Source organism: Mesorhizobium sp. M0659, from assembly GCF_040320605.1.
In the GTDB taxonomy this organism is placed as follows: domain Bacteria; phylum Pseudomonadota; class Alphaproteobacteria; order Rhizobiales; family Rhizobiaceae; genus Mesorhizobium.
On sequence record NZ_JAMYPY010000019.1, the window covers coordinates 82,461 to 107,112 of the forward strand.

The 24,652-nt window shown below is 63.2% G+C and carries 24 protein-coding genes; 13 read left to right on the plus strand and 11 right to left on the minus strand.

All coding sequences use genetic code 11. The annotated features are described in order from the left end of the window. Window positions 1–20: 20 nt before the first annotated feature. Complete coding sequence (locus NKI31_RS25155) at window positions 21–1,301, plus strand: nucleotide sugar dehydrogenase (RefSeq protein WP_023686926.1); 1,281 nt, start codon at window positions 21–23, stop codon at window positions 1,299–1,301. 31 nt (window positions 1,302–1,332) lie between these two features. Beyond that, a complete protein-coding gene (locus NKI31_RS25160) occupies window positions 1,333–2,352 on the plus strand; it encodes an NAD-dependent epimerase (protein WP_023667818.1) in 1,020 nt (339 codons plus the stop codon). A 70-nt stretch (window positions 2,353–2,422) separates the two neighbouring features. Here the strand turns inward: NKI31_RS25160 and NKI31_RS25165 are convergent, their stop codons facing one another. Further along, entirely contained in the window at window positions 2,423–3,319 is an 897-nt protein-coding gene (locus NKI31_RS25165; protein ID WP_023667819.1) for an AraC family transcriptional regulator, read from the minus strand. A gap of 147 nt (window positions 3,320–3,466) precedes the next feature. Between NKI31_RS25165 and NKI31_RS25170 the strand changes: the two genes are divergently transcribed. Next, window positions 3,467–4,192: an SDR family oxidoreductase gene (locus NKI31_RS25170; RefSeq protein ID WP_352652835.1), complete on the plus strand. Its 726-nt coding sequence runs from the start codon at window positions 3,467–3,469 to the stop codon at window positions 4,190–4,192. An 86-nt stretch (window positions 4,193–4,278) separates the two neighbouring features. Here the strand turns inward: NKI31_RS25170 and NKI31_RS25175 are convergent, their stop codons facing one another. The 3 genes from NKI31_RS25175 to NKI31_RS25185 form a co-directional block, all read right to left on the minus strand. After that, window positions 4,279–4,509, minus strand: coding sequence for a helix-turn-helix domain-containing protein (locus tag NKI31_RS25175; RefSeq protein WP_023708113.1), 231 nt, complete (start codon window positions 4,507–4,509; stop codon window positions 4,279–4,281). Window positions 4,510–4,531: 22 nt separating this feature from the next. Continuing rightward, the gene (locus tag NKI31_RS25180) at window positions 4,532–5,278 is read right to left on the minus strand and encodes an IclR family transcriptional regulator (protein WP_023667822.1); all 747 of its coding nucleotides are present in this window, start codon (window positions 5,276–5,278) and stop codon (window positions 4,532–4,534) included. 266 nt (window positions 5,279–5,544) lie between these two features. Continuing rightward, entirely contained in the window at window positions 5,545–6,414 is an 870-nt protein-coding gene (locus tag NKI31_RS25185) for a helix-turn-helix domain-containing protein (protein ID WP_023667823.1), read from the minus strand. 92 nt (window positions 6,415–6,506) lie between these two features. Here NKI31_RS25185 and NKI31_RS25190 point away from each other — a divergent pair, with 92 nt between their 5' ends. After that, window positions 6,507–8,051: a 4-hydroxyphenylacetate 3-hydroxylase N-terminal domain-containing protein gene (locus tag NKI31_RS25190; protein ID WP_023704721.1), complete on the plus strand. Its 1,545-nt coding sequence runs from the start codon at window positions 6,507–6,509 to the stop codon at window positions 8,049–8,051. Window positions 8,052–8,057: 6 nt separating this feature from the next. Beyond that, complete coding sequence (locus tag NKI31_RS25195; protein ID WP_023667825.1) at window positions 8,058–8,567, plus strand: flavin reductase; 510 nt, start codon at window positions 8,058–8,060, stop codon at window positions 8,565–8,567. A gap of 10 nt (window positions 8,568–8,577) precedes the next feature. On the opposite strand, the gene hpaR is transcribed toward NKI31_RS25195, so the two are convergent. Continuing rightward, window positions 8,578–8,973 (minus strand): homoprotocatechuate degradation operon regulator HpaR, encoded by a 396-nt coding sequence (gene hpaR, locus NKI31_RS25200; RefSeq protein WP_023704722.1) that lies wholly within the window; start codon window positions 8,971–8,973, stop codon window positions 8,578–8,580. A 201-nt stretch (window positions 8,974–9,174) separates the two neighbouring features. Here hpaR and NKI31_RS25205 point away from each other — a divergent pair, with 201 nt between their 5' ends. From NKI31_RS25205 to hpaH, 5 genes are read left to right on the plus strand one after another with little or no spacing between them, the layout of a single operon-like run. Then, window positions 9,175–9,561, plus strand: coding sequence for a 5-carboxymethyl-2-hydroxymuconate Delta-isomerase (locus NKI31_RS25205; RefSeq protein WP_023695203.1), 387 nt, complete (start codon window positions 9,175–9,177; stop codon window positions 9,559–9,561). An 11-nt stretch (window positions 9,562–9,572) separates the two neighbouring features. Then, the gene (hpaE, locus tag NKI31_RS25210) at window positions 9,573–11,090 is read left to right on the plus strand and encodes a 5-carboxymethyl-2-hydroxymuconate semialdehyde dehydrogenase (RefSeq protein ID WP_023695204.1); all 1,518 of its coding nucleotides are present in this window, start codon (window positions 9,573–9,575) and stop codon (window positions 11,088–11,090) included. Window positions 11,091–11,104: 14 nt separating this feature from the next. After that, window positions 11,105–12,085, plus strand: coding sequence for a 3,4-dihydroxyphenylacetate 2,3-dioxygenase (gene hpaD / locus NKI31_RS25215; RefSeq protein WP_023692268.1), 981 nt, complete (start codon window positions 11,105–11,107; stop codon window positions 12,083–12,085). A 29-nt stretch (window positions 12,086–12,114) separates the two neighbouring features. Next, window positions 12,115–12,990 carry a fumarylacetoacetate hydrolase family protein gene (locus tag NKI31_RS25220; RefSeq protein WP_352652836.1) on the plus strand — a complete coding sequence of 292 codons (876 nt, stop codon included), beginning with the start codon at window positions 12,115–12,117 and terminating at the stop codon, window positions 12,988–12,990. Then, window positions 12,984–13,793, plus strand: a complete 810-nt coding sequence (gene hpaH / locus NKI31_RS25225; protein WP_023735686.1) for a 2-oxo-hept-4-ene-1,7-dioate hydratase — start codon at window positions 12,984–12,986, stop codon at window positions 13,791–13,793. Before NKI31_RS25220 ends, hpaH begins: the two co-directional genes overlap by 7 nt. Window positions 13,794–13,810: 17 nt before the next feature. Here hpaH and NKI31_RS25230 read toward each other — a convergent pair whose 3' ends face one another. The 6 genes from NKI31_RS25230 to NKI31_RS25255 are packed head-to-tail and all read right to left on the minus strand — an operon-like array spanning window position 13,811 to window position 20,262. Beyond that, window positions 13,811–14,842: a phosphotransferase enzyme family protein gene (locus tag NKI31_RS25230; RefSeq protein WP_352652838.1), complete on the minus strand. Its 1,032-nt coding sequence runs from the start codon at window positions 14,840–14,842 to the stop codon at window positions 13,811–13,813. Continuing rightward, complete coding sequence (locus tag NKI31_RS25235) at window positions 14,839–16,146, minus strand: aminotransferase class III-fold pyridoxal phosphate-dependent enzyme (RefSeq protein ID WP_352652839.1); 1,308 nt, start codon at window positions 16,144–16,146, stop codon at window positions 14,839–14,841. Before NKI31_RS25235 ends, NKI31_RS25230 begins: the two co-directional genes overlap by 4 nt. Window positions 16,147–16,179: 33 nt before the next feature. Continuing rightward, a complete protein-coding gene (locus NKI31_RS25240) occupies window positions 16,180–17,529 on the minus strand; it encodes an aspartate aminotransferase family protein (protein WP_023745655.1) in 1,350 nt (449 codons plus the stop codon). A 20-nt stretch (window positions 17,530–17,549) separates the two neighbouring features. After that, the gene (locus tag NKI31_RS25245) at window positions 17,550–18,212 is read right to left on the minus strand and encodes an HAD family hydrolase (protein ID WP_023804438.1); all 663 of its coding nucleotides are present in this window, start codon (window positions 18,210–18,212) and stop codon (window positions 17,550–17,552) included. Further along, complete coding sequence (locus NKI31_RS25250; protein ID WP_023804437.1) at window positions 18,209–19,492, minus strand: Tm-1-like ATP-binding domain-containing protein; 1,284 nt, start codon at window positions 19,490–19,492, stop codon at window positions 18,209–18,211. The genes NKI31_RS25245 and NKI31_RS25250 overlap by 4 nt, the downstream gene beginning before the upstream one ends. Continuing rightward, window positions 19,492–20,262 (minus strand): IclR family transcriptional regulator, encoded by a 771-nt coding sequence (locus NKI31_RS25255; protein WP_023804436.1) that lies wholly within the window; start codon window positions 20,260–20,262, stop codon window positions 19,492–19,494. The genes NKI31_RS25250 and NKI31_RS25255 overlap by 1 nt, the downstream gene beginning before the upstream one ends. A gap of 165 nt (window positions 20,263–20,427) precedes the next feature. On the opposite strand from NKI31_RS25255, the gene NKI31_RS25260 reads away from it, so the two are divergent. The 3 genes from NKI31_RS25260 to NKI31_RS25270 all read left to right on the plus strand — a co-directional run bounded on the left by NKI31_RS25260 (window position 20,428) and on the right by NKI31_RS25270 (window position 24,617). Further along, complete coding sequence (locus tag NKI31_RS25260) at window positions 20,428–21,876, plus strand: APC family permease (RefSeq protein ID WP_023804435.1); 1,449 nt, start codon at window positions 20,428–20,430, stop codon at window positions 21,874–21,876. A 63-nt stretch (window positions 21,877–21,939) separates the two neighbouring features. Further along, window positions 21,940–23,133, plus strand: a complete 1,194-nt coding sequence (locus NKI31_RS25265; protein WP_352652840.1) for a cytochrome P450 — start codon at window positions 21,940–21,942, stop codon at window positions 23,131–23,133. After that, complete coding sequence (locus tag NKI31_RS25270) at window positions 23,130–24,617, plus strand: aldehyde dehydrogenase (protein ID WP_023692260.1); 1,488 nt, start codon at window positions 23,130–23,132, stop codon at window positions 24,615–24,617. Before NKI31_RS25265 ends, NKI31_RS25270 begins: the two co-directional genes overlap by 4 nt. Window positions 24,618–24,652 lie beyond the last annotated feature (35 nt).

Sequence of the window (24,652 nt, forward strand, 5' to 3'; positions counted from 1 at the left end):
TGGCTCGAGGAACCCCACGGATGTCCGAACGCATTGCAGTTATCGGCCTGGGTTATGTCGGCCTGCCGGTAGCCATTGCCTTTGGGAAGGTTTTCCCCGGCACCATAGCTTTTGACATCAGCGAGCGTCGGATCGGGGAATTGCGTGGCGGCGTCGATCGTACGGGGGAAGTTGACGCAACGGCGCTCAAGGAGACCTCGATAGGGCTGACCACCGATCGGGAGATGTTGAAAGGCGCTACTTTCTTCATCGTTGCCGTGCCAACCCCTATCGACGCAAATCGCGCTCCCGATCTAGCTTCTTTGAAACTGGCGTCCGAACTCGTCGGCGAGGCGGTGAGCAAAGGCGCCGTCGTCGTTTTTGAGTCGACAGTCTATCCAGGTGTGACCGAAGATTTCTGTGGGCCGATCATCGAGCAGGTTTCCGGCCTGCGACATCCCCGCGACTTTGCCCTCGGCTATTCGCCCGAACGCGCCAACCCCGGCGATCGAGAACACTCGCTGCAAAAGATCGTCAAAGTCGTCTCCGGCGAGAATAACGAGACGCTGGAGCGCGTCGCGAACGTTTATGGCCGTATCATCGATGCCGGCGTCTACCGCGCCCCGTCGATCAAGGTGGCCGAGGCAGCGAAGGTTATCGAGAACACCCAGCGCGATCTGAACATCGCGCTGATGAACGAACTGGCAATGATCTTCGAACGGCTCGATATCCGGACGCAGGATGTTCTTGATGCTGCGTCGACGAAATGGAACTTCCTTCCCTTCAAACCGGGGTTCGTCGGCGGCCACTGCATCAGCGTCGATCCATATTATTTGACCGCCAAGGCCGAGGCCGAAGGTTACCATCCGCAGATCATCCTCGCCGGACGTCGCATCAATGACGGCATGGGGGCCTTCGTCGCCCAGCAGGTTGTCAAGCGGCTGATTGGTTCTGACACGCCCGTCAAAGGGGCTTCTGTCGGCATTCTCGGGCTGACATTCAAGGAGGACGTGCCGGATTTGCGCAACAGCCGCGTTTTCGACATGGTCAAGGAACTAAGGCAGTTCGGAATTGTCCCCAAAGTCCATGATCCCCTTGCCGATGTCGAAACCGCTCGGCGTGATCACGGCGAAACAATCCTGCCGCTCGATGAGATAAACGATTTGCAGGCGCTTGTTCTGGCGGTGCCTCACAGGCAATATCTCACCAACGAAAGAGCGCGTCTTTTTCAAATGATCAGGCCGGGGGGGACACTGTTCGATGTCAAGTCGGCCATCAAGCCCAATGAAGTTCCCGACAACATAAAATACTGGAGCTTGTAAAGCTCGCCTGAAATTAACGCTAGGATATGCAGTGACATCAAGCAGGCCGATACTGATCACCGGCGCAGCCGGGTTCATAGGGTTTCATCTTTGCCTGAGGCTGCTTGCCGAAGGAGGCCAGGTTATCGGCCTCGACTCCATGAACGAGTATTATGACGTCAGCCTGAAGCAGGCTCGTCTCGAGCGGCTGAAAGCGTTTTCGAATTTTTGTTTCGAGCATGCCGATCTCACGGAGCGGGACCGTATTTCGGAGCTCTTCCTTTCGGCCGCGCCGGAGGTTGTCGTCAATCTCGCGGCGCAAGCCGGCGTACGCTATTCGATCAGCAATCCGCACGCCTATGTGGAAAGCAACCTCAGCGGCTTTGTCAACATCCTGGAAGGATGCCGGCAGGCGTCCGTCGGCCATCTGGTCTATGCATCGTCGAGTTCGATTTATGGCGGCAGCACCCGCATGCCGTTTTCCGTGCACGATCCGGCGGACCATCCGCTCAGCCTTTACGCCGCAAGCAAGAAGGCGAACGAGCTGATGGCGCACACATACAGCCATCTGTTTGGACTGCCGACCACCGGGCTGCGTTTTTTCACCGTCTATGGTCCGTGGGGGCGGCCGGACATGGCGCTGTTCATCTTCGCCAAGGCTATCCTCGCCGGCGAGCCGATCGAGGTCTTCAACTATGGCAACATGCAGCGGGATTTCACCTATATCGACGACATTGTCGAAGGTATTATCCGCGTCATGCAGCAACCCGCGACACCCAATCCTGAGTGGAAAAGTGTCGCGCCAGACCCAGCGACCAGCAACGCCCCGTTCAGGATTCACAACATCGGCGGCAATTCGCCCGTTCAACTGAACCGATTGATCGAGGTGCTCGAAGACGCGCTGGGACGCAAGGCAAACCGCAACCTCAGGCCACTTCAGCCAGGCGACGTTCCGGCAACTTTCGCCAATGTCAGCTCGCTCGAGGAGGCGACCGGCTTCAAGCCCAAAATCCCGATCGAAATAGGGGTTCCGCGCTTTGTCGAATGGTACCGGGAGTTCTACCGAGCATGATCGGACGCTTCGCCACCTGGAGGCGGCTGGCTCCTGACCAGCCATGGCTGGCGCATGCCGCTCGGAAAACTCAATAAGCCGCAGCCGAACTGGGTGTTGCCTGAAGGCGGTCAATATCTTTCCGGGGCGGCGCACCGAACAGGCGACGATATTCTCGGCTGAACTGCGAAGGGCTGTCATAGCCCACCGCGAACCCGGCCGTGCCTGCGTTTGCGCCGCCGGCAAGCATAATCCTTCGCGCCTCCTGCAGGCGCAGCTGCTTCTGGTATTCGAGCGGGGTCATGCGCGTAATCGCCTTGAAATGGGCATGAAGGGACGACGCGCTCATGCCTGATGCCGCCGCAATCTCTTCGATGCGCAGTTGTGCCTGGAAATGATTGCGGATCGTGGCGATGGCGCGGCTGACCTGGTTCAGGTGGCTGTCCACCGACGCCATCTGGCGAAGCGTGTCACCGTGCGGTCCGGTGAGGAGCCGGTAAAGGATTTCGCGTTCGATCAGCGGCGCCAGCACGGTGACGCTCTCGGGGCGATCGAGCAGCCTGACAAGCCGACAGGCGGCATCAATCAGGTCGGGGTCACTTGGATAGGCAGCTAACACCGGCAGATCCCTGCTGGGGGATGCACGTCCTTCTTTCACAAGCAGTTCGGCCAGCGCGGTGGAATCAAAATCTATCTTGCAACAGAGGTAGGGCGCCGCCGGGCTCGCCTCCAACACATGCCCGACCAGCGGCAGGTCGACCGAGACGAGCAGGTAGCTCGATGCGTCATAGACCACGCTCTGGTCGGCCAGCGAGACGCGCTTCGATCCTTGGGCGATTATGCAAAGCGACGCCTCGTAGACCGCAGGCACGGGTGCACTGGGCTGGTTGGCGCGAATGAGCGACAGCCGCGGCACCGCAGTGCCGGCCATGCCAGATTTCGGCGCAAAGCGGGTGATCAGCTCGGCGAGTTCATTGATTTTCTCCATGCCGCATAAATCTTCATGGCGCGAAATGTTGCAAGGCATTTCGAGTTCATTTGGAGGATCGTGCAAACTCTTTGGACGATCACGCTACCGGCCTTTGCCGGTTCGCGCCATCTATCTCCCCGTCACCGCAGCGAAAAAGGAACGATCATGACGGGACTTAAAGACAAGGTTGTACTCATCACCGGCGCCTCCAGCGGCATCGGCGAAGCGACGGTTCGGGAACTTGCCGGTGCCGGCGCCAGACTGTTCATCGGGGCCCGCCGCACCGAGCGGCTCAAGGCGCTGGCCGCAGAAATAGGCAAAGGCGTCGCGTGGCGCGAACTCGACGTGACTGACGCGGCGAATTTCGACGCCTTTGCCGATGCCGCTCATGCCGAATTCGGGCAGATCGATGTGCTGGTCAACAATGCCGGCGTCATGCCGCTGTCGCCGCTTGCCGCGCTGAAGCGCGATGAGTGGTCTCGCATGATCAATGTCAACATCGGCGGCGTGCTGAACGGGATCGCCGCGGTGCTGCCGCGCTTCGTCGCCCAGAAGAATGGGCATATCGTCAATGTCGCCTCGGTCGGCGCGCATATGGTGCTGCCCACCGCGGCGGTCTATTGCGGCACGAAATATGCCGTCTGGGCAATCACGGAGGGGCTGCGGCAGGAGCATGACGACATCCGCGCCACGATCATCTCCCCCGGAGTGACCGCAACCGAACTGGGCGACGATATCAGCGATCCTCAGGTCGCCACGGCTCTGAAAGAATGGCGGCAGAAGTCGCTCACACCGGACGCCATTGCACGGGCGATCCGTTTTGCGCTTGATCAACCCGATGGCGTCGACGTCAACGAAGTGATCGTGCGGCCAACCGCTGCCAATATGTAGAACTTGCTGCCGGATGCCGGCTTTCGGCGAGCTACGGCGCTCTCCAAGATCCGGCAAACGGCCCACCCCTTAATGCACCACCGCCCTCAGCCTCTGGCGCAACTCCCGCGGGCCACATCGTACCGGCTCTCGAACGCGCGCGAAAAATGCGCACTCGAATTGAACCCGCAGGCAAAGGCGATTTCCGAGATCGTGGGCGACGCGCGGGCGGGCGACAACAATTCTTCCTTGCTGCGCTCCAGCCGCCTGTCCCAGACGAAGCGTTCCGGTCTCGCGGCAAGGCCGGTGCGCCGCTGGGAACTTAACCCGCTAATCATCTCCCCTGCGACGGTAGAGATGTCAGGCTTCGCCGGCCAGGCGCGCTGAAATCAGCCGCGCCGCCTGGATCACCGCTTCGCCCTGGCTGGCTGCCATGCTGTCATCGGCGCGTGACACAGGCGAGGCCACCGCGAGCGCACCGAGAGGACGCCCATCGGAGCCGAGGATTGCCGCGGCTATGCTGTGCACGCCTTCTTCATAGCCTTGGGAGCTCGAGGAATAGCCGCGCTTGGCGGCAAGCCGGATCGCCTTCATCAGCCTTTCGGGCTGCGTCACCGTGTGTGGCGTGAAGGTCGGCAACGGCTTGTCGACATAGGCCTCGGCCGCTTCCCGAGGCGAAGCGGCGAGAAAGGCGATGCCGGAGGCGGTGCCGTGCAAGGGCAGCACCTGGCCGACATCGACATTGACCCGGTTGGCCTTTGCCGAGAGCTCGACATGGACCGTCAGCAGTGCGCCGGCGCTGAATTCCGACAGATGCACCGTCTCGCCGGTTTCCAGCGCCAGCTCGCGAACCACAGGTGCTGCCACGCGCACGAAGGGAAAATGCGCGTCGCGAAAGCGGGCCAGCCGCGACAGGCCGGCGCCGAGCCGGTAGCGGCGGCTTGCCGGCTCTTGTTCGATCAGGCGGTGGTCGGCCAGCGCCATCAGCAGGCGCCGCGCCGTTGCCTTGTCGAGGCCGGTTTTGCGGGCGAGCTCGGACAGGCCGATCTCCGGTTCGCCGAGCGTGAACTGCTCCAACAGCGATATCGCTTTGCCGACTGTGCTCATCGTGCATCCTCAAGATACTTCGCATGGGACGGAAGCCAATCCACCTTGCAGTCCGCTCATAGCACGTAAATTGGTGGTTCAAATAACGAACCGTTTGGAAGCGACAAAAAACACCAGCAAGTTTCGCGGCGACATCAATCTCGATGCGCCGCGCCGTGCGGGGTGATGCTGCGCGGCAACACCTATCAACAGGTGGATCAACTCGGCGGCGCCGTGCCTGGCCGGCGTGTCGGCCCAAACGCCTGATCCTGGCCGGCGCGGAAGCTTCAACTCTGCCCCAGCTGCGCGCGGCGCCAGGCGGCGGGCGCCTGGCCAACCCGCTCCCGGAAGAAGCGTGAGAAATAGGCCGGATCTTCGAAGCCGATTTCGTAGGCGATGTCCTCGACGGTGCGCACGGTGAACAGCAGCAACCGCTTGGCCTCCAGCAACCGTCGCTCGCCCATGAGCCGCTTGACGCCGCTGCCAAGCACCGTATGGGCGGCCTTGTCGAGAAGATGCGGTGTCGTGGCCAGCGCCCCGACGTAGCGGTCGACGGGCCAGTTGTCGCGGAAATGCGCATCGACCAGACGGCGCAAGCCGCGCGCCAATGCAGCATCGGAAGAACCGGTGGCATCCATTACCTCGGGACCAAGGCGCGCGATGTGCGAGAGCGCGACGGCGATCAGCGCCGGCAGGGTCTTGTCACTGCCGGCCTGCGCCTCGGCATATTCGGCGGCGATCATCTCCAGCACCGCCGCCAGCCTTTTCCACGCGACGTGCTGAGGAAGGCTATCGGCAAAGACCGGCCGGTCCAATGGCAGCAGGCTGTGAGCGGCTATTGCCGCAAGCGCATCATCGGCGACCGAAACGACGATGGCGTCGGTGCCGGGCCCGATCGAGAAGCCATGCACGATGGTGCTCGGCACGAAGCTGACGGCCGGTGCCGAAAAGTCCCAGGATTGGTCTTCGATGCGGTAGGTGCCGGAGCCGCTGGTCCAGTAGGTGATCTGGCCCATTTGCGGATGCTTGTGCGCGGCAACCTGGCCGAGATGAATGTTGCTGCGCGCAAGCACCGTCTCGACATGCAGGAAGCCGACATCAAGCGGCCGCACCGGCTCGCCATAGACAAAGAAATCAGGAATGGAATTGAGGCTCATGGCGCCGGAAAAAGTCCAATCGGTTTTGCCGTTACGTCCTAACCGATCCTTGCCAGGAGCGCTAGAGTTGATGCCATAAGTGGAGGAACATCATGCGATCGGAAGACTTTCGTGCCGACAATGGGCGCCCGTTCACCGGGGCCGAGTATCTGGAGAGCTTGCGCGACGGCCGCGAGGTCTACATCAACGGCGAGCGCATCGCCGATGTCACCACCCATCCGGCGATGCGCAATTCGGCGCGGTCGCTGGCGCGCCTCTATGATGCGCTGCACGATCCCAAGCGGCAGGGCACGCTGACCTCGCCTACCGATACCGGTTCGGGCGGCTACACCCACAAATATTTCCGCGTCGCCAAATCCTCCGGCGAACTCGCGGCCCAGCAGACCGCGATCGCCGAGTGGTCACGCATGTCCTATGGCTGGATGGGCCGCACGCCCGATTACAAGGCGGCACTGATGAACACGCTCGGCGCCAATGCCGACTGGTACGGCCCGTTCAAGGACAATGCGCTCGCCTGGCACAAGCGTGCGCAGGAAGCCGTGCTGTTCATGAACCACGCCATCGTCAACCCGCCGATCGACCGCCACAAGCCGGCCGAACAGGTGAAGGATGTCTTCGTCCACATCACCAAGGAGACCGACGCCGGCATCTATGTCTCCGGCGCCAAGGTGGTGGCGACGTCCTCGGCGCTGACCCACTACAATTTCCTGGCGCAGAGTTCGGCGACGGTCACCGAAGATCCGTCGCTGTCGGTCATGTTCATCGTGCCGATGAATGCGCCGGGGGTAAAGATGTTCTGCCGCGTCTCCTATGAGCAGACGGCCAACACGGCGGCGGCTCCGTTCGACTATCCGTTGTCGTCGCGCTTCGACGAGAACGATGCCATCCTGGTGCTCGACAATGTCTTCATCCCCTGGGAGGACGTGCTGGTGCTGCGCGAGGCGCAGAAAATCCTGTCCTTCCATCCGGCTTCGGGCTTCATGCATGGCTATTGCTTCCAGGGCTGCACACGCTTTGCCGTCAAGCTCGACTTCCTCGCCGGCCTGCTGGCAAAGGCGCTGCGCGCCACCGGCGGCGATGCCTTCCGCGGCAACCAGGCGGCGCTGGGCGAGGTCATCGCGCTCAGGCACATGTTCTGGAGCTTTTCCAACGCCATGGCCTACAATCCGATCCCCTGGGCGAATGGCGCTGTCCTGCCCAACCTGGAAGCAGCCCTTGCCTACCGGACTTTCATGTCGGAAGCCTATCCGCGCGTCATCGACACGGTGCGCCGGGTGATCGCCTCCGGCTTGATCTACCTGCCGTCATCGGTGCGCGACTTCAACAATCCCGAGATCGACAAATACCTCGCGCAGTATGTGCGCGGTTCCAACGACATGGGCCATGTCGAGCGCATCAAGATCATGAAACTGTTGTGGGACGCGACCGGCACCGAGTTCGGCGGCCGCCACGCGCTCTACGAACTCAACTATGCCGGTGCGCCGGAAGAGGTGCGGCTGCAGGTGCTGAAGGGCGCCGAACGCGGCGGCCGGCTGAAGGCCATGGAAGAACTGGTCGATACCTGCATGGCCGACTATGACGAGAATGGCTGGACGGGAGATACCTGGCTCAATCCGCTCGCTTCATCGGCGGGGTGATGTCAGATGGCCACGCAGATTTCGAAGGCCGATTTCCGCGACGCCATGGCAAGGGTCTGCGCGCCGGTCAACATCGTCACGACAGATGGCCCGGCCGGGCGCGGCGGCTTCACCGCCACCGCCATGTGCAGTGTGTCGGACGAACCTCCGACACTGCTGGTGTGCATGAACGGCCGCTCGACGCAGGCGGCCATGTTTCTCGCCAACCGGCGCTTCTGCGTCAACGTGCTGACGCATGACCATATGCACCTGGCCGGCAAGTTCGCCGGCGCGACCAGGGACATGGAGGCACGCTATTCGGCGGCGCGCTGGCAAACGCTGACCTCGGGGACGCCAGCGCTGTCCGATGCGATCGTCAATTTCGATTGCGAGATCGAGGATGTGCACATCGTCGGCACGCATAATGTCATGATCGGCCGCGTTATCGACGTCAGGCACGGCAGCGGCGGCTCGGCCTTGCTCTATGTCGACCGCAATTACACGCAGCCGACGCGGCTTGGCAGCTTTGGCGGCTGAGCCGCAGCAATCAGCTCTCGCCGGCGATCAGGCTCTCCAGCAGATCGAGCAATTGCTCGAGCCTCTCATGTCCGAAGCGCTGTTCGATGTCGCGGTAGATGACGAGGCGTTCCGGCGACAAGGCATCGATCAGGGCGGAACCCGCCGGGGCGATCGTCAGCACGACACGGCGGCCATCGCCTTCCGCCTTGTTGCGGGTGATGAATTTTCGGCCCTCGAGCGTCTTGATGATGCGTGTCAGGCTGGGCGGCAGCACCGAAGCGCGATCGGCAAGTTCCGTCGCCTCGACAGGGCCGGCCTCGCTCAGAACGCGCAGCACGCGCCATTGCTGTTCGGTCACATCATGCGCCGCCAGCATTGGACGAAACCGCGCCATCACCACTTCGCGGGCATGGAGCAGCGCCATCGGCAGAGAACGACGGGTGTTTTCAGGCAGCAAGAAGCAGCGTCCCCAATGATGCGGGCGGTCGGCGGGACCGCACGCCAAAACCTGACCTTTCCATCCCGTATCGTCGCCTCAACTTGGATGCAAGGCTTGACTTCAGTGATGCTGCATGTAATTAACGCGTTAACTACAGCAGTGGAACGATACGGGGAGCGAGACGCGGTGCCTCACTTTTCCATCGAGTATTCGGCCAACCTCGATGCCAAGGTCGACATGAGCGAATTGTGCGCGCTGGTGTTGCGCACCGTGCTCGGCACCGGGCTGTTTGAAACCGGCGCGGTGCGGGTGCGGGCCTTCCGCGCGGAGGCCTATGCGATCGCCGACAGCTTACCGGAAAACGCCTTTCTCGACATGTCGTTTCGCATTGGAACCGGCCGCAGTGCCGAGGACAAGAGACGAACCGGGGAGGCGGTCTTCTCCGCCGTGAGCGAATACCTCGCCCCCCTGTTCGAGACCCCGCATTTCGCTCTTTCCCTGGAGATCAGGGAAATCGATCCGGTCCTGAGCTGGAAGAAAAATGCAATCCACCCGCGACTGCGCGGCAAGTGACGGAAGCTGATATGTCCGACCTCGAAGGCAATCTGAAAAAGGCCGAGGCCTATCTGGCCCGTTTCAAGCGCGACGGCGTGCTGAACCAGATCGGCGGCGAAGCGGTGCCGGCGGTGGATGGCTCGACCTTCGAGGCCATGTCGCCGGTCGATCTCAAGCCGCTGGCCAAGGTCGCGCGTGGCAGCGCCGCCGATATCGACCGCGCCGCCAAGGCGGCAAAGGCGGCGTTCCCGGCCTGGGCCGCCATGCCGGGCGACGGGCGCAAGAAGCTGCTGCACAAGATAGCCGATGCGATCGAAGCGCGCGCCGAGGAGATCGCCTTCGTCGAGTGCATGGACACCGGCCAGGCGCTGAAATTCATGGCCAAGGCCGCGCTGCGCGGCGCCGAGAATTTCCGCTTCTTCGCCGACCGCGCGCCGGAAGCGCGCGACGGCGAGACGCTGCGCACGACAGGCCAGGTCAACATCACCACGCGCGTGCCGATCGGCCCGGTCGGCATCATCACGCCGTGGAACACGCCGTTCATGCTGTCGACATGGAAGATCGCGCCGGCGCTGGCGGCAGGCTGCACCGTCGTCCACAAGCCGGCCGAATTTTCGCCGCTGACCGCTCGCCTGCTGGTCGAGATCGCGGAGGAGGCCGGCCTGCCGAAAGGCGTGTGGAACCTGGTCAACGGCCTCGGCGAGCACGCCGGCAAGGCGCTGACCGAGCACCCTGACATCAAGGCGATCGGTTTTGTCGGTGAGAGCCGCACCGGCTCGATGATCATGAAACAAGGCGCCGATACGCTGAAGCGCGTGCATTTCGAACTGGGCGGGAAGAACCCGGTGATCGTCTTCGCCGACGCCGATCTCGAACGTGCGGCGGATGCGGCCGTGTTCATGATCTACTCGCTCAACGGCGAACGCTGCACCTCATCGTCGCGGCTTCTGGTCGAAGCCTCGGTCTACGACACATTCACGGATCTGGTTGCGGAGAAGGCAAAGCGCATCAAGGTTGGCCATCCGCTCGATCCCAAAACGGTGGTTGGTCCGCTGATCCATCCGGTGCACGAGGAAAAGGTGCTTTCCTATATCGAGATCGGCAAATCGGAAGGCGCGGTGGTAGCCGCCGGCGGCGGCAAGTTCGCCGGTCCGGGAGGTGGCTGCTATGTCAGCCCGACGCTGTTTACCGGCGCCACCAACAGGATGCGCATTGCCCAGGAAGAGATTTTCGGGCCGGTGCTGACCGCCATTTCCTTCAAGGACGAGGCCGAAGCGCTGGCGCTGGCCAACGACACCCAATACGGCCTGACCGGCTATCTCTGGACGTCGGATGTTACCCGCGCCTTCCGCTTCACCGATGCGCTGGACGCCGGCATGATCTGGGTCAATTCGGAGAATGTGCGGCATTTGCCGACGCCGTTCGGCGGCGTCAAGAATTCCGGCATCGGCCGCGACGGCGGCGACCATTCCTTCGATTTCTACATGGAGACGAAGAACATCGCCTTCGCCACTTCAGCGCACACGATCCAGAAACTCGGCGGCTGACCGGAGGACATCGCATGCCACTGCCCAAACCAAACCTCTATCCCGCCTTCAACATCGTGCGCCTCAGCCATGTCGAACTGGCGGCCACCGACCTTGCGAAATCCCGCGCCTTCTATGTCGACACGCTCGGCCTGCAGGTTACCGACGAGACATCGGACGCCATCTATCTAAGGGCCCTGGAAGAGCGCGGACACCACTGCATCGTGCTGAAGAGGGCCGGCAGCGCCGAAGCACGCGATCTCGGCTTCAAGGTTTTCTCGGATGAGGATCTCGACAAGGCCGAGCATTTCTTCAAGGCAAAAGGCCTGCCGGTCGAGTGGGTCGAGCGACCGTACCAGTCGCGCACCTTCCGCACCCGCGACCCGCACGGCATTCCGCTCGAGTTCTTTGCCCAAATGGAAAGGCTGCCGCCGATTCATCAGAAATATGCGCTCTACAAGGGCGTGAAGCCGCTGCGCATCGACCACTTCAACTGCTTCTCGCCCAATGTCGACGAGTCCGTCGCCTTCTACAACGAGCTTGGCTTCCGCGTCACCGAATACACCGAGGATGCCAGTAGCGGAAAGCTGTGGGCGGCCTGGACGCACCGCAAGGGCGGTGTCCACGACATCGCCTTCACCAACGGTGTGGGTCCGCGCCTGCATCACGTCGCCTTCTGGGTGCCGACACCGCTCAACATCATCGACCTGCTCGATCTGATGGCGACGACCGGTTACCTCGCAAACATCGAGCGCGGCCCAGGCCGGCATGGCATTTCCAACGCCTTCTTCCTTTATGTCCGCGACCCGGACAATCACCGCATCGAGATCTATTGCTCGGACTACCAGACGGTCGATCCGGATCTGGAGCCGATCAAATGGGACCTCAAGGACCCGCAGCGCCAGACGCTATGGGGCGCGCCGGCGCCGAAAAGCTGGTTCGAGGAGGGCAGCACCTTTGCCGGCGCGGCCGCACGCCAACCGGATTTGGCGGCGTCGCCGATCATCGCACCGTGACCACAGACGCGAACCTGACGGAGACCGGGATGACTGCACATGGGCGGCTCGCCACCTTCACCGTCGGCGGCAAGACGCGCTATGGCGTGGTCACAGATAAGGGCGTCGTCGACCTGTCGGCGCGGCACAGCCAGTGGCCGACGCTGCGCGAAGTGATCGAGGCCGGCGTGCTACGGCGGCTGGCGGAAGAGGCCGAAGCCTACGCCGTCGATTTTCCAGTCGGCGCCATCGCTTATGAAATCCCTGTGCCGTCGCCAGAAAAGATCATCTGCGTCGGCGTCAACTACCCGGACCGCAACGAAGAGTACAAGGACGGCCAGGCCGCGCCTTCCAACCCGTCGCTGTTCATCCGCTTCCCCCGCTCCTTCGTCGGCCACGATGCGCCGCTGGTGCGGCCGCCGGAATCGCCGCAGCTGGACTATGAGGGCGAGATCGTCATCGTCATCGGCAAGGGTGGACGACGCATCGCCGAGAGGGATGCGCTTGACCATATCGCGGCACTATCCCTGTGCAACGAAGGCACCATTCGCGATTGGGTACGGCACGCCAAGTTCAACGTCACGCAGGGCAAGAATTTCGACCGCACCGGCTCGCTCGGTCCGTGGCTGGTGCCGTTCACCGACGAGGCGCAGATTGCCGACATCGCGCTGACCACCCGCGTCAATGGCGAATTGCGCCAGCAGGACCGCACCAGCCGGATGATCTTCTCGTTCCGCAAGATCATCGCCTATGTCGCCACCTTCACCACGCTGGTGCCAGGCGATATCATCGTCACCGGTACGCCGACCGGCGCCGGCGCCCGCTTCGACCCGCCGATCTGGCTGAAGCCGGGCGACGTGATCGAAGTCGAAGCCGACGGCATCGGCGTGCTCCGCAACGGCGTCGTCGACGAGGCAGCATCGTGACCCCCGAGCAAGTTGAAGATGCCGCGGCAAGGCTGTTCGAAGCCGAGCGTTCGCGCCGCCAGATCCGTCTGCTCAGCCTCGATTTTCCCGACGCGACGATGGAGGATGCCTATCGCGTCCAGGCAGCGCTGGTGAAACGCAAGACCGATGCCGGGCTGACCCCGAAGGGCTGGAAGATCGGCCTGACATCGAAGGCGATGCAATATGCGCTCGCCATCGACACGCCGGATTCGGGCGTGCTGTTCGACGACATGTTCTTCAACGACGGCGCGACGATACCCGTCGGCCGCTTCATCCAGCCGCGCGTCGAGGCCGAGATAGCCTTCGTCATGAAGGCGCCGCTGAGGGGCCCAGGCGTGACCATCTTCGACGTGCTCAACGCCACCGATTATATCACGCCGGCGCTCGAAATCCTCGACACGCGCATCGAACGCGTCAATGCCGAGACAAAGAAGGCGCGCACTTTCTTCGATACGATTTCCGACAACGCCGCCAATGCCGGCATTGTCATCGGCGGCCAGCCGCAACGACCCGATGAAGCCGATATGCGCTGGATCGGCGCCATCGTCTCGCGCAATGCGGAGGTCGAGGAGACTGGGCTTGGCGCCGGCGTGCTCAACCATCCCGCGATGGGCATTGCCTGGCTGGCGGACAGGCTCGCCCGCTACGGCATGTCCATCGCGGCCGGCGAGGTGGTGCTGTCCGGATCGTTCGTGCGCCCGGTCGAGGCGCGGCCCGGCGATACCATCGTCGCCGACTTCGGCAGCTCGGGAACGGTCAGTATCCATTTCGCCAAGAGCTGACGGCTCTCATCGGCTCGTCAGTTGGGCTGTTCACCGCGCAGGTAGTCAATCACCACATCGGCTGCGATGGTCGACATGCGCAAGCCGACATCCCTGGTGATGTCGCCTTCGACGCGGCTTTGCACCCAGCCAAGGAACGCGAAGGCACGCAAGGCGGCGAATAGAGGCAATGCGGCGATGTCCTGCGGGGTCAGCGCACGCTCTTGCTGGTAGCCGTCAAGCAAAGCGGTTTCGATCAGCGGGTAGATCGCCTCCTCGCGGTTCTGGTAGAGCGCGACGGCAAGGTCGTACATGTGCCAGCCATGGCCGCAATCGTCGAAGTCGATGATGCGCACCGCACCATCATGGATGAGCACATTTTCGCGCACCAGATCGGCGTGGATGATGCCGAAATTGCGCGCGCTGCGCTCATGTTGCGACAGCGCCTTCACCGCCTTCTCGCGCGCCTGCAGGACCAGCGCGCGGCGAGGACCATCGAGAAAGGGCGAGGTCTCGAACCGGCCCCAGACCGGGTTCGCACCGAAGAAGCCGCCAAAATCCCAGGCATGGCGCGCGAAGCCCGCGGGCGGCGTCCAGGAGGCAGTGACATTGTGCATATGGGCAATGGTCCGCCCGATCGCCGTGAAGATCTGGACCGACTGGTCGGGCGTGTAGACCAGTGGCACGCCGCGTGCGCCCACGGCGCGGCCCTCCAGCCAGCTCAGGCAATCGGCCTGCCGGGGCTGCTCCGAGGTGGCCGTGCTGACAAGCACGAACGGATCGCCGGCCTGTGTTGCGACGCAAGACGGCGTGGCTACGCCGGCGGATTGCAGGAAGCCCATCCATTGCAGTTCCGAACGCAGCGCGGCGTCCGTGTGGTAGCCGAGCCGGTGGATGCGCATGGCTGCCGGCTGGCCATCCGGCAGCCGCACGCGGAAGACGGCGTTCTCGCGGTGCTTCAGAAGTTCCGGCTCAAAATTGCGGACGCCCCAATGTTCGAGCGCACGCCTGGCAAGCTCCGTGACATCGGCGGCCGTTTCGGGCTCGGATTGGGTGGAAACAGAATTCACGCCGGCACTCCGCCGACTTCGCCCAGCACCTCGTCCAGCAGGCCGATCAGGAACTCGGCATTGTCGCGCGAGAACGGCATGGGCGGGCGGATCTTGAGCACATTGCCGTGGATGCCGGTCTTGCCCATCAGCACGCCGCGATGGCGCATGCGATTGGCGACCTGCTCGGCAATGTCGGGCGCCGGTTCGCGCGTGTCGCGGTCGTGGACCAGCTCGGCGCCGAAGAACAGTCCGGCCCCCCTGACCTCGCCTATGCACTCATGCCGATCGGCCAGCGGGCGCAGCAGGCCAAGCGCATAGGCGCCGACGTCTTGCGCGTTGGCGACAAGGTTTTCCTGTTCGATGACGTCGAGGACGGCATTGGCGACTGCGCAGGAGACCGGGTTGCCGCCAAAGGTGTTGAAGTAGCGGAAAGCGTCGCGGAAGGTCGCCAGTATCTCCTTGGTGGTGACCACGGCCGCGATCGGATGGCCATTGCCCATCGGCTTGCCCATGGTGACGATGTCGGGGACGAAGCCGGCGCGCTGATGGCCCCAGAAATGGCTGCCGGTGCGGCCGAAGCCGGGCTGCACTTCGTCGGCGATGACCAGACCACCGGCTTCGCGCACGGCCCCCAAGGCGTCGTCGAAAAATCCGGTGGGCAGAGCCGGGAAACCTTCATTGGCGAGTTGCGGACACAAGATGATGCCAGACAGGCCAATGCCGTCCTGTGCCAGCGAAGCGATCGCTTGACGCACGGCGTCGCCGAAGGCCTTGCCATTGGCCATCGCATCGGGATGGCGATAGCTGTCGGGGGCCGGCGCCAGCCTGACATGGGGGGCGCGGCCGCGGATCGGAGGCATGCGCGTGCTGAGCTGCGAAACCGCCGCCGTGTTGCCATGATAGGTGGCGTCGGTGGCGATGATGCCCATATTGCCGGAGGCGGCCTGCGCCATGCGCAGCGCTATGTCGTTGGCCTCGCTGCCGGTACAGGTCAGGATTGCGGTGGCGAGGCTTGCATCGAAGGTCGCCGTCAGCCGCTCGACATAGTCGAGAATTGCGGTGTGCAGATAGCGTGTGTGGGTGTTGAGCAGGCTTGCCTGACGGCACAAGGCCTCGACCACATGCGGGTGGCAATGGCCGACATGGGCGACGTTGTTGTAGGCATCGAGATACTTGCGGCCGTCGGCATCGTAGAGCCAGACGCCTTCGCCGCGCACCAGGTGCACGGGCTCGTCGTAGAACAATTGCGATTTCGCGCCGAGCAGGCGGGCACGCCGCTTGACGAGCGCTTCCTCGCTCGGGTTCTTCTCAGATTGGGTCATTGCGTACCAAACTCCATTGCGTCAGCGGGTCTATCAGGCCCTCGACAGACCTGCATCGATGGCCTCGCCGATCTTTGCCACGTCGGCGGCGCCGATGATCAGCGGCGGCGACAGGATGATGTTGTTGCCGGACACGCGCAGCATGACGCCGGCGTCATAAGTGGCTTCCGAAACCACGGCCATGGTCTTCTTGTCCACCGGCTTTTTCGTCGTGCGATCGGAGACCAGCTCTAGCGCAGCCATCAGGCCCTTGTACCTGATGTCGCCGACGATCGCGTGCTTGGCTTTTAGCCCCTCCAGCATCGCCGCCAGCTCGATGCCGCGCGCGGCTGCGTTCTCGTCCAGGCGAAGCCGTTTGGTCTCGACAAGTGCAGCCAGCCCTGCCGCGCAGCCGACAGGATGGCCGGAATAGGTATAGCCATGACCGATCGCCCCGAAGCTGGTCTTGTCGGCCTCGAAGACGTCGGCGACCTTGGCGCCGATCAAGGTGGCGCCGAGCGGGAAATAGCCCGAGGTGATCGCCTTGGCGATGGTCATGAAATCCGGCTTCACGCCGGATAGCCGCGAACCCGACCAGGCGCCGGTGCGACCGAAGCCCGTGACCACCTCGTCGGCGATCAGCAGGATTTCGTGGCGGTCGCATATCTCGCGCACCAGCGGCATGAAGCTGTCATGCGGAACGATGACGCCGCCGGCGCCGAGAACCGGCTCCATGATGAAGGCGGCAATAGTGTCGCCGCCCTGGAAGGCGATCTCATCCTCCAGCGCTTTGGCGCACAGTTTGGCCAGCCGCGCCGGATCGGTCTCATCGAACGGATTGCGGAAGGTCCAGGGTGCGGGAATGTGGAAGACGCCGGGCATAAGCGGCTCATAGTTGCGGCGGAAATTGGCGTTGCCGTTGACTGACGCGCCACCGAAATGGGTGCCGTGATAGCCCTTCTTCAGCGCGAGGAATTTTGTCCGGTCGCCCTGGCCGCGGATCTTCCAGTATTGGCGGGCGAGCCGCAGTGCGGTTTCGACCGAATCCGAGCCGCCCGAGGTGAAGAAGGTCCGCACCATGCCTTCCGGTTCGAACCATTCGCTGAGTTCGTAAGCGAGCTCGATCGACGGGCCGGTCGACGTGCCGCGAAACCCGGAATAGTAGGGCAGGGCGCTGAGCTGGTCGGCGATGGCCTTCTTGATCGGGTCGCAGGAGTAGCCGAGATTGACGTTCCACAGTCCGCCAACCGCATCGAGCACGGTGTTGCCGTCGATGTCGGTGACCATCACGCCTTCGCCTTTCATGATCACCTTTGGCGGGTTGGCCCGCATCTCGGCCGGGTGTGCCATCGGATGCCAGATCGGCTTGGCGTTTTTCTCGGTGAGGAAATTGATGTCGCGCATCGCAAGGCTCCGCAAATGTCTCAGGAGATGAGGTCGAAATGGCCGAGGGCCTCGGCATAGGAAAGTGCCGGCCGCGCGACGTCGAAATGAACGGTGCGCATGCCGGCGGCACGGCCGCCATCGACATTGCGCTGCTGGTCGTCAACGAACACACAGGCGCGGGCAGGCAGGCCAAGCGCCTCGGTCACCAAGGCATAGGCGCGCGGATCGGGCTTGAGGATGCGGGTATCGGTGGCGTCGACGATGGTGTCGAACAGCTCGAGCAGCGGCAGCCGCTGACGGAAGCCGGCGCCATAGAACAGATCTAGCTCGTTGGACAGGATCGCCAGGCGAAATCCCGCCGCATGCACGGTCCGGATGGCGCGGACGGCTTCGGGCCGCACGATCTTTTCCGGCTCGGCTCCGCGTGCGCGCTGGACGAATGTCTCCATTGCCTCCCAGTCCTCGCCGACGAGCCGGCCGACTTCGCTGGTGCGGGTGCGCCAATAATCGCGCTCGCTGATGTCGTTGGCCTGCATGGAGCGCCACAGCGGATCTGAATCCGGGTCGAACGGCCCGTGCCATTGCAGCGTTCCCGGCGCGAGGCCGAGCGCCTGTTCGGTCAAGGCATGGGTCTCGAAAAGGGTCCGGGTGACGACGCCGCCGAAATCGAGGACGAGCGCCTGGGCAGGAACAGCGCTCACGCAGCCACTCCCTTGGCCGGCATGCCGCGCGGGATGATGCCTTCCTCGACCCAGCGGTCGAAGATTTCGAGCGCCTTGCCGACGAACTCGTCGCTGTTGATGTGGGCGTCGATCTCGTGGAACTCGACGCCGGCGGGAATGGCCTTGCGCATCTCATCGGTGAACGCCGCGAGGGCTTCGGGTTCGTACAGCGGCTCGCCCTGCGCATCCCATTCCTGGATGCCGCCGGAGGGCAGGATGAAAGCGGAGCGCCCCTTCGACGCACCGAGCTTGGCGGCGATGGTCCTGGCGACTTCACGGCGGTCGGCGGCATCGACGGTGATCGAGCCGATCAACCTGTTATGAGCATGGAATGGCCGCTGCGCGAACTTTGTCGGCAGCGCCTGCCAGGTCGGCAAATCGACCATGTCTACGGCGCCAGGGGCTGCGATCTGCGGAATGCCGCGGGCGCCGGCATTCTCGAGCCGGTCGGCGCCGGAGCTGACGACCGAACCGGCAAGATGATTGGTGATCTCCTGCAGGCTGAAGTCGAACACCGCGCAGAAATGGTCCTGGCTGGCGATAGATTCGAAGGCCCGGCCGCCCATCCCGGTGGTGTGAAAGACTGCGACGTCATAGCCGCGCCGCTCCAGCGCCGGCTTCAGCGTCTTCATATAGCGCAGGCAACTGCTGCCCAGCGAAGTCATGCCGATGGTCGGCCCGACCGCCGTGGCGGAAGCACGGGATGCAAGCACGATCTTCGCCGCACCGACGACCGCGCCGCAGGCCTGGGAAAGGACCAGCTTGCAGATGGTGTTGAGGCCGTAGAGCCCGCCTGCCCACAGGATCATCATCAGGTCGGGCGCGACACGCTCGGGCGGAATGAGGTGCGAGTAGGCGATGGTCGAGACGACGAATTTCGGCACGCCGAGCGGCAGGCACAGCGCGACATCGAGCGCCAAATCGGTTCCCATCGAACCACCGATGGCGATGAAGGCGTCGATCTCGCCGCGCTCATGAAGCTGGCGCACCAGCTGAACGGCGCCGACGGCCATCAATGTCATGGCGGTGTTTTCATCGCCGCTCGAGACGATTTCGGCCATCGTCACGCCAGCGGCCCGCGCAACGGCATGCTTGTCGTGATCGGGACTATAGGCGGGGTCGCCCAGCACGCTGACATCCATCATCACGGCGCGGCCACCCGATGCCTCGATGCACGCTTTCATGAACAGCAGTTCGTCGGTCTTGGTGTCGCCCGTGCCGATGACCAGGATGCGGGGCGTTGCCATACTTACAGACATCAGGCCTGCCTCCTCAGGGTTTGCAGGTTTTCGCCATTGAGGCGCATCGAAATCTCCCGTGCCGCGGTCACAACCGCAAGCCCTCGTTCCATGATCGTAGCCGGTGTCGTCCTGGCCTTCGGGGCTGCCACCGCAATTGTCCCCAGCGCAAGACCATCGGCGGCGCGGATTGCAGCCGCGACGCCGATCACGCCGTCCTCATGGCCCTGGTCGCAGATCGAATAGCCGCGGTCGCGCGCCTCGCCGATCGACTTTGAAATGGCGGCCGGCTCGACGAGGGTATGATCGGTGAAGGCCTCAAGCGAACCTGTCAGGCATGCTTTCACGGTCGCGTTGTCGGCGAAGGCCAGATAGGCGATGCCGGAGGCGGTGGAATGCAGCGGCAGAAGCTGGCCGATATCGATGTTCACCCTGTTTGCCCAGCTTGAATGCTCGACATGGACGGTGATCAGTCTGTCGACGCCGAATTCCGACAGATGCACCGTCTCGGTTGTCGAACCCGCCAGATTCTGCGCCACGGGAATTGCCGTTTGCAGGAACGGGAAGCAGGCTTCGCGGATACGCGCCAGCCGCGACAGGCCGGCGCCGAGGCGATAGTGCCGCGTGCCGGCATCCTGCTCGACGAAACCATGGCCGCCAAGCGCCACCAGCAGCCGCCGCGTCGTCGCCTTGTCGAACGCACACCGCCGCGCGAGATCGGAAAGGCCGAACTCGGGCTCGTCTACCGTGAACAGTTCCAGAAGTGAAATCGCCTTGCCGACCGTACCCATCCAGCCTCCCGCTCGGATAGAAACTTAATGTGTGAATTAACTTGACAGGCATCGGCATTCTTTGCAAGTCTATATTCAAAATACGGGTTCAAATAATGAACCGATGGCATTCAGGGAACAGGCCGAGCGGCCGCGAACCCAGGGTTCGTAAAACTGGAGGGACAAATGTCAGCAGTTTCGGAACAGGCGCCCGCCAACAGGCTGCGCAAGAACAGTCTTGGCGTCGGCGCTATCACCTTCATGGTGATTTCGGCGGCGGCGCCGCTCACCGCGGTTGCCGGCGGCACGCCGCTCGGCATGCTTATGGGCAATGGGGCGGGCTTTGCCGGAACCTATCTTATCGTGACCGTGTTGCTGCTGCTGTTTGCGGTCGGCTACGTCGCCATGTCGCGCCATGTCGGCAATGCCGGCGCCTTCTATGCCTATGCCGCGCGCGGGCTCGGCGGTTTTGCCGGCGGCGCAACCGCAATCATCGCGATCCTGTCCTACAACGCCATGCAGATCGGGGTCATGGGCCTGCTGGGGGCCGCGACCGCCGGCCTGTTCGCCGGCTGGGGCATCGACCTACCCTGGTGGGTGTGGAGCTTCATCGCCGTCGCCATCGTCGCGGTGTTGGGCTACCGCCAGGTCGACCTGTCGGCCAAGATCCTGACGGTGCTGGTGCTGTGCGAATACATCGTTGTGCTGGTGCTAGACCTCGCCATCCTCAAGACCGGTGGCGACAGTGGTCTCTCGGCGGCGCCGTTCAGCTGGAGCCAGATCGTCAGCGGCTCGCCCGCCATCGCCATCCTGTTCTGTTTCGCCGCCTTCATTGGTTTCGAGGCGACGACGATCTACGCCGAGGAAGCCCGCGACCCCAAGGTGACCATTCCGCGCGCCACCTATTTCTCAGTGTTGCTGATCGGCGTCTTCTACATGGTCACGGCCTGGCTGATGGCGGTCGGCGCCGGCGTCGACAAATTGTTGCCCGCACTGCAGGCGCTTCAGGATCCGACGACTTTCCTGTTCGGCCTGTCCGACCGCTACGCCGGAACCATGCTGTCGCACGCCATGGGCATCCTGTTCGTGTCGAGCCTGTTTGCCGGCGTGCTGGCGTTCCACAACGCGGTTGCCCGCTACATCTACGTCTCGGGCCGCGAGAAGCTGTTGCCTGAAGCGATCGGCGTGACGCATTCAGTGCACCAGAGCCCGCATGTTGCTTCCGTCATCCAGAGCGTGTTGGCAGCGATCGTCATCGGACTGTTCGCGGTGCTCGGCCTCGATCCGGTTCTGGCGCTGTTTTCCTGGCTGACCAATGTCGCGACGCTGGGAGTCATCGTCATGATGGCGGTGGCCTCGCTCGCCGTGGTGATGTACTTCCGCGCCAACCCGTCGACGCAGGAGAATGCGCTGAAGACCACCATCCTGCCTGGGCTGGCCTTCATCGCTTTCGTCGTCATCATCTACCTGATCGTCATTAATTTCGGTGGCCTGTCGGGCGCCAGCGGCTTCCTCGGCGCGTTGCTGCCGGGGTTGGTGCTGATTGCCGCGGTGGTCGGCCTGCTGCTTTCCGGTGCGTTGAAGAGCCGGGATCCGGTTGCCTTCGAAAATCTCGGCGTGCCGCTGAAGGACTAGGACAAAGGACAAGGGGGTAGCGCGTTCGGCGCCGCCCCTTTCCATCGCAAGGGAGTAACGGCGTTGAGCTTTGCCGAGAGCATCACCGTTGAGGCGCTGGAAGCCGATCCGTATCCGATCTATGCGAAACTGCGGCGCAGCGCGCCTGTCGCTTTCGTGCCGGCGGTCAATCTCTGGTTCGTCACCCGCTGGAAGGACGTCGAGACCGTCGCAAAGTCACCCGACATCTTCTCCGCCGTCGTCGGTACGTCTCCGGTCGAACGCTCGTTCGGCAAGCCGACCATCCTGACCACCGACGGCGAAACGCATAGACAGCTGCGCCAAGGCGTCGATCCGAAATACCGGCCGCGCACCGTCGCCGCCTATGCCGGCGATCTCGTACGGTCGATTGCCGAACCTTTTCTCGACCGGATCGCCGAACAAGGCTCCGCCGAGCTGATGGCGGATTATTTCGAGCCGGTGTCGACGCTCAGCCTGGCGCGCTCGCTTGGCCTTGCCGACATCGACATGCCGACGCTGCGCCGCTGGTTCTATGGCCTTGCGCAGGGCGCCATCAATTTCGAGAACGACCCGAAGCGGCAAGAGATCGCCGACGCGATCAGCGCCGAGGTCGGCGCAGCCATCCGGCCGACTCTGGATAGACTTGCGCGCGCCCCCGACGGCTCGGCGCTGTCGCATATGCTGCATGACGGCATGCCGGAAGGCACGACGCGGCCGATCGATTTCTTGATGCCGAGCATCAAGGTCATTCTGCTTGGCGGCATGCAGGAGCCCGGACATGGTACCGGTTCGATCCTCGCCGGCCTGCTTGCGCATCCCGAACAATTGCGGCAGGTGCTCGCCGATCCCGAGACCTTTGTGCCCAGGGCTGTCGATGAAGGCTTGCGCTGGGTGGCGCCGATCGGAACCCAGACGCGGCAGACGACGCAGGCGGTCGAGCTTGGCGGCGTAACCATCCCTGCCGGCGCCGCGGTCGCTGCACTTGTCTCCTCGGCAAGCCGCGACGAGAGCCGCTTTGCCGATCCAGACCGCTTCGACATCAACCGCAGGGAAGGCAATCATGCCGCCTTCGGCTTTGGTCATCATTTCTGTTCGGGCCGGTTTTTCGCGCGCGAGCAGATGTGCCTTGCGTTAAGGCTGCTGCTCCTGCGCTTCCCCGATCTCAGCTTGGTGCCAGGCAAGGTGCCGGTGTTTCGCGGCTGGGAATTCCGCGCGCCAACCACGTTGTATGTTTCCCTGGGAGTCCGCCACCAATGATCAGCCAGAATGCCATCGACGCGCTGCGCAAGACGGAGATCGGCGAGCGGGGCTTGTTTATCGACGGCGTACAGGCCGCAGCGACGAGCGGCGCGACGCTGGCGGTGATTTCGCCGATCGACGGCCGCCCTTTTGCCAGCATCGCTGACGGCAATGCCGCCGACATCGATCGCGCGGTCCGATCGGCGCGAAAAGCATTCGAGAAGGGTTCATGGTCGCGCGCCGCCCCTGCCTTTCGCAAGAAGGTGCTGACGAAATTTGCCGAGCTGATCGAAAAACATGTCGATGAGCTGGCCGTGCTTGGCGTGCGCGACAACGGCACCGAGATCGGCATGGCCTACAAGGCCGAGCCGCTGTCGGCGGCCGGCACCATCCGCTACTACGCCGAGGCGATCGACAAGGTCTATGGCGAGATCGCGCCGACGGCCGACAATGTGCTCGGGCTGATCCACAGGGAGCCACTCGGTGTCGTCGGCGTCATCGTGCCGTGGAACTTCCCGCTGATGATCGGTGCCTGGAAGATTGCGCCCGCACTGGCCACCGGCAACAGCGTCGTCGTCAAGCCGCCGGAGATCGCCTCGCTGACCTTGCTGCGGCTGGCCGAACTCGCAAGCGAGGCTGGACTTCCCGAAGGCGTGTTCAACGTCGTTACCGGTCATGGTGCTGTCGCCGGCGAAGCGCTTGGCCTCCATATGGATGTCGACGCCATCGCCTTTACCGGATCGGGGCCGGTCGGCCGGCGGCTGCTCGAATACTCCGCCCGTTCCAATTTGAAGCGGGTCTTCCTCGAGCTTGGCGGCAAGTCGCCCAACATCGTCTTTGCCGACGCTCCGGACCTGAAGCAGGCGGCGGTCGTCTCGGCTAACGGCATCTTTCGCAATTCAGGCCAGGTCTGCGTGGCGGGCTCGCGTCTGCTCGTCCAGTCGTCGGTCTATGATCTTTTCATGGACGAACTTGTCTCGGCAACCACGCGGCTCAAGGTCGGCGACCCGCTCGATCTCGCCAGCGATATCGGTGCGGTATCGAGCGCCGAACAGCTGGACAAGAATCTCGGCTTCGTCGCCATGGCGCAAGCCGAAGGCGCCCGTCTCGTCGCCGGTGGCGAACGGATACTGACCGAGACCGGCGGCAGCTACATGGCGCCGACGATCTTCGAGAACGTGACGCAAGAGATGCAGTTGGCGCGCGAGGAGGTGTTCGGACCGGTGCTCGGCGTGATGCGCTTCGAGACCGAGGAGGAGGCGGTGCATCTGGCCAACTCCACTGTCTACGGACTTGCCTCGGCGGTGTGGACCGCCAATCTTTCCACGGCCCATCGCATGGTGCGCGCCATCAACGCCGGTGTCGTCCACGTCAACACCTATGGCGGAGCCGATATCACCGTGCCGCTTGGCGGCGTCAAACAGTCCGGTTTCGGCCGTGACAAGTCGCTGCATGCGCTGGAGAAATTTGTCGACCTCAAGACCGCCTGGATTGCGCTCTGAGCCTCGCGGAAAGGCCAGCATATCTGCTCTTTTCG

Excerpts from the sequence above, each read along its gene's own strand:
- hpaD (WP_023692268.1), top strand. The coding sequence starts at position 11,105 with ATGCCACTGCCCAAACCAAACCTCTATCCCGCCTTCAACATCGTGCGC.
- NKI31_RS25175 (WP_023708113.1), bottom strand. The coding sequence starts at position 4,509 with ATGATTAGCGGGTTAAGTTCCCAGCGGCGCACCGGCCTTGCCGCGAGA.
- hpaR (WP_023704722.1), bottom strand. The coding sequence starts at position 8,973 with ATGGCGCTGCTCCATGCCCGCGAAGTGGTGATGGCGCGGTTTCGTCCA.
- NKI31_RS25185 (WP_023667823.1), bottom strand. The coding sequence starts at position 6,414 with ATGAGCCTCAATTCCATTCCTGATTTCTTTGTCTATGGCGAGCCGGTG.
- NKI31_RS25170 (WP_352652835.1), top strand. The coding sequence starts at position 3,467 with ATGACGGGACTTAAAGACAAGGTTGTACTCATCACCGGCGCCTCCAGC.
- NKI31_RS25255 (WP_023804436.1), bottom strand. The coding sequence starts at position 20,262 with ATGGGTACGGTCGGCAAGGCGATTTCACTTCTGGAACTGTTCACGGTA.
- NKI31_RS25270 (WP_023692260.1), top strand. The coding sequence starts at position 23,130 with ATGATCAGCCAGAATGCCATCGACGCGCTGCGCAAGACGGAGATCGGC.
- NKI31_RS25220 (WP_352652836.1), top strand. The coding sequence starts at position 12,115 with ATGACTGCACATGGGCGGCTCGCCACCTTCACCGTCGGCGGCAAGACG.
- NKI31_RS25155 (WP_023686926.1), top strand. The coding sequence starts at position 21 with ATGTCCGAACGCATTGCAGTTATCGGCCTGGGTTATGTCGGCCTGCCG.
- hpaE (WP_023695204.1), top strand. The coding sequence starts at position 9,573 with ATGTCCGACCTCGAAGGCAATCTGAAAAAGGCCGAGGCCTATCTGGCC.
- NKI31_RS25165 (WP_023667819.1), bottom strand. The coding sequence starts at position 3,319 with ATGGAGAAAATCAATGAACTCGCCGAGCTGATCACCCGCTTTGCGCCG.
- NKI31_RS25235 (WP_352652839.1), bottom strand. The coding sequence starts at position 16,146 with ATGACCCAATCTGAGAAGAACCCGAGCGAGGAAGCGCTCGTCAAGCGG.
- NKI31_RS25190 (WP_023704721.1), top strand. The coding sequence starts at position 6,507 with ATGCGATCGGAAGACTTTCGTGCCGACAATGGGCGCCCGTTCACCGGG.
- NKI31_RS25260 (WP_023804435.1), top strand. The coding sequence starts at position 20,428 with ATGTCAGCAGTTTCGGAACAGGCGCCCGCCAACAGGCTGCGCAAGAAC.
- NKI31_RS25195 (WP_023667825.1), top strand. The coding sequence starts at position 8,058 with ATGGCCACGCAGATTTCGAAGGCCGATTTCCGCGACGCCATGGCAAGG.
- NKI31_RS25250 (WP_023804437.1), bottom strand. The coding sequence starts at position 19,492 with ATGTCTGTAAGTATGGCAACGCCCCGCATCCTGGTCATCGGCACGGGC.
- NKI31_RS25180 (WP_023667822.1), bottom strand. The coding sequence starts at position 5,278 with ATGAGCACAGTCGGCAAAGCGATATCGCTGTTGGAGCAGTTCACGCTC.
- NKI31_RS25240 (WP_023745655.1), bottom strand. The coding sequence starts at position 17,529 with ATGCGCGACATCAATTTCCTCACCGAGAAAAACGCCAAGCCGATCTGG.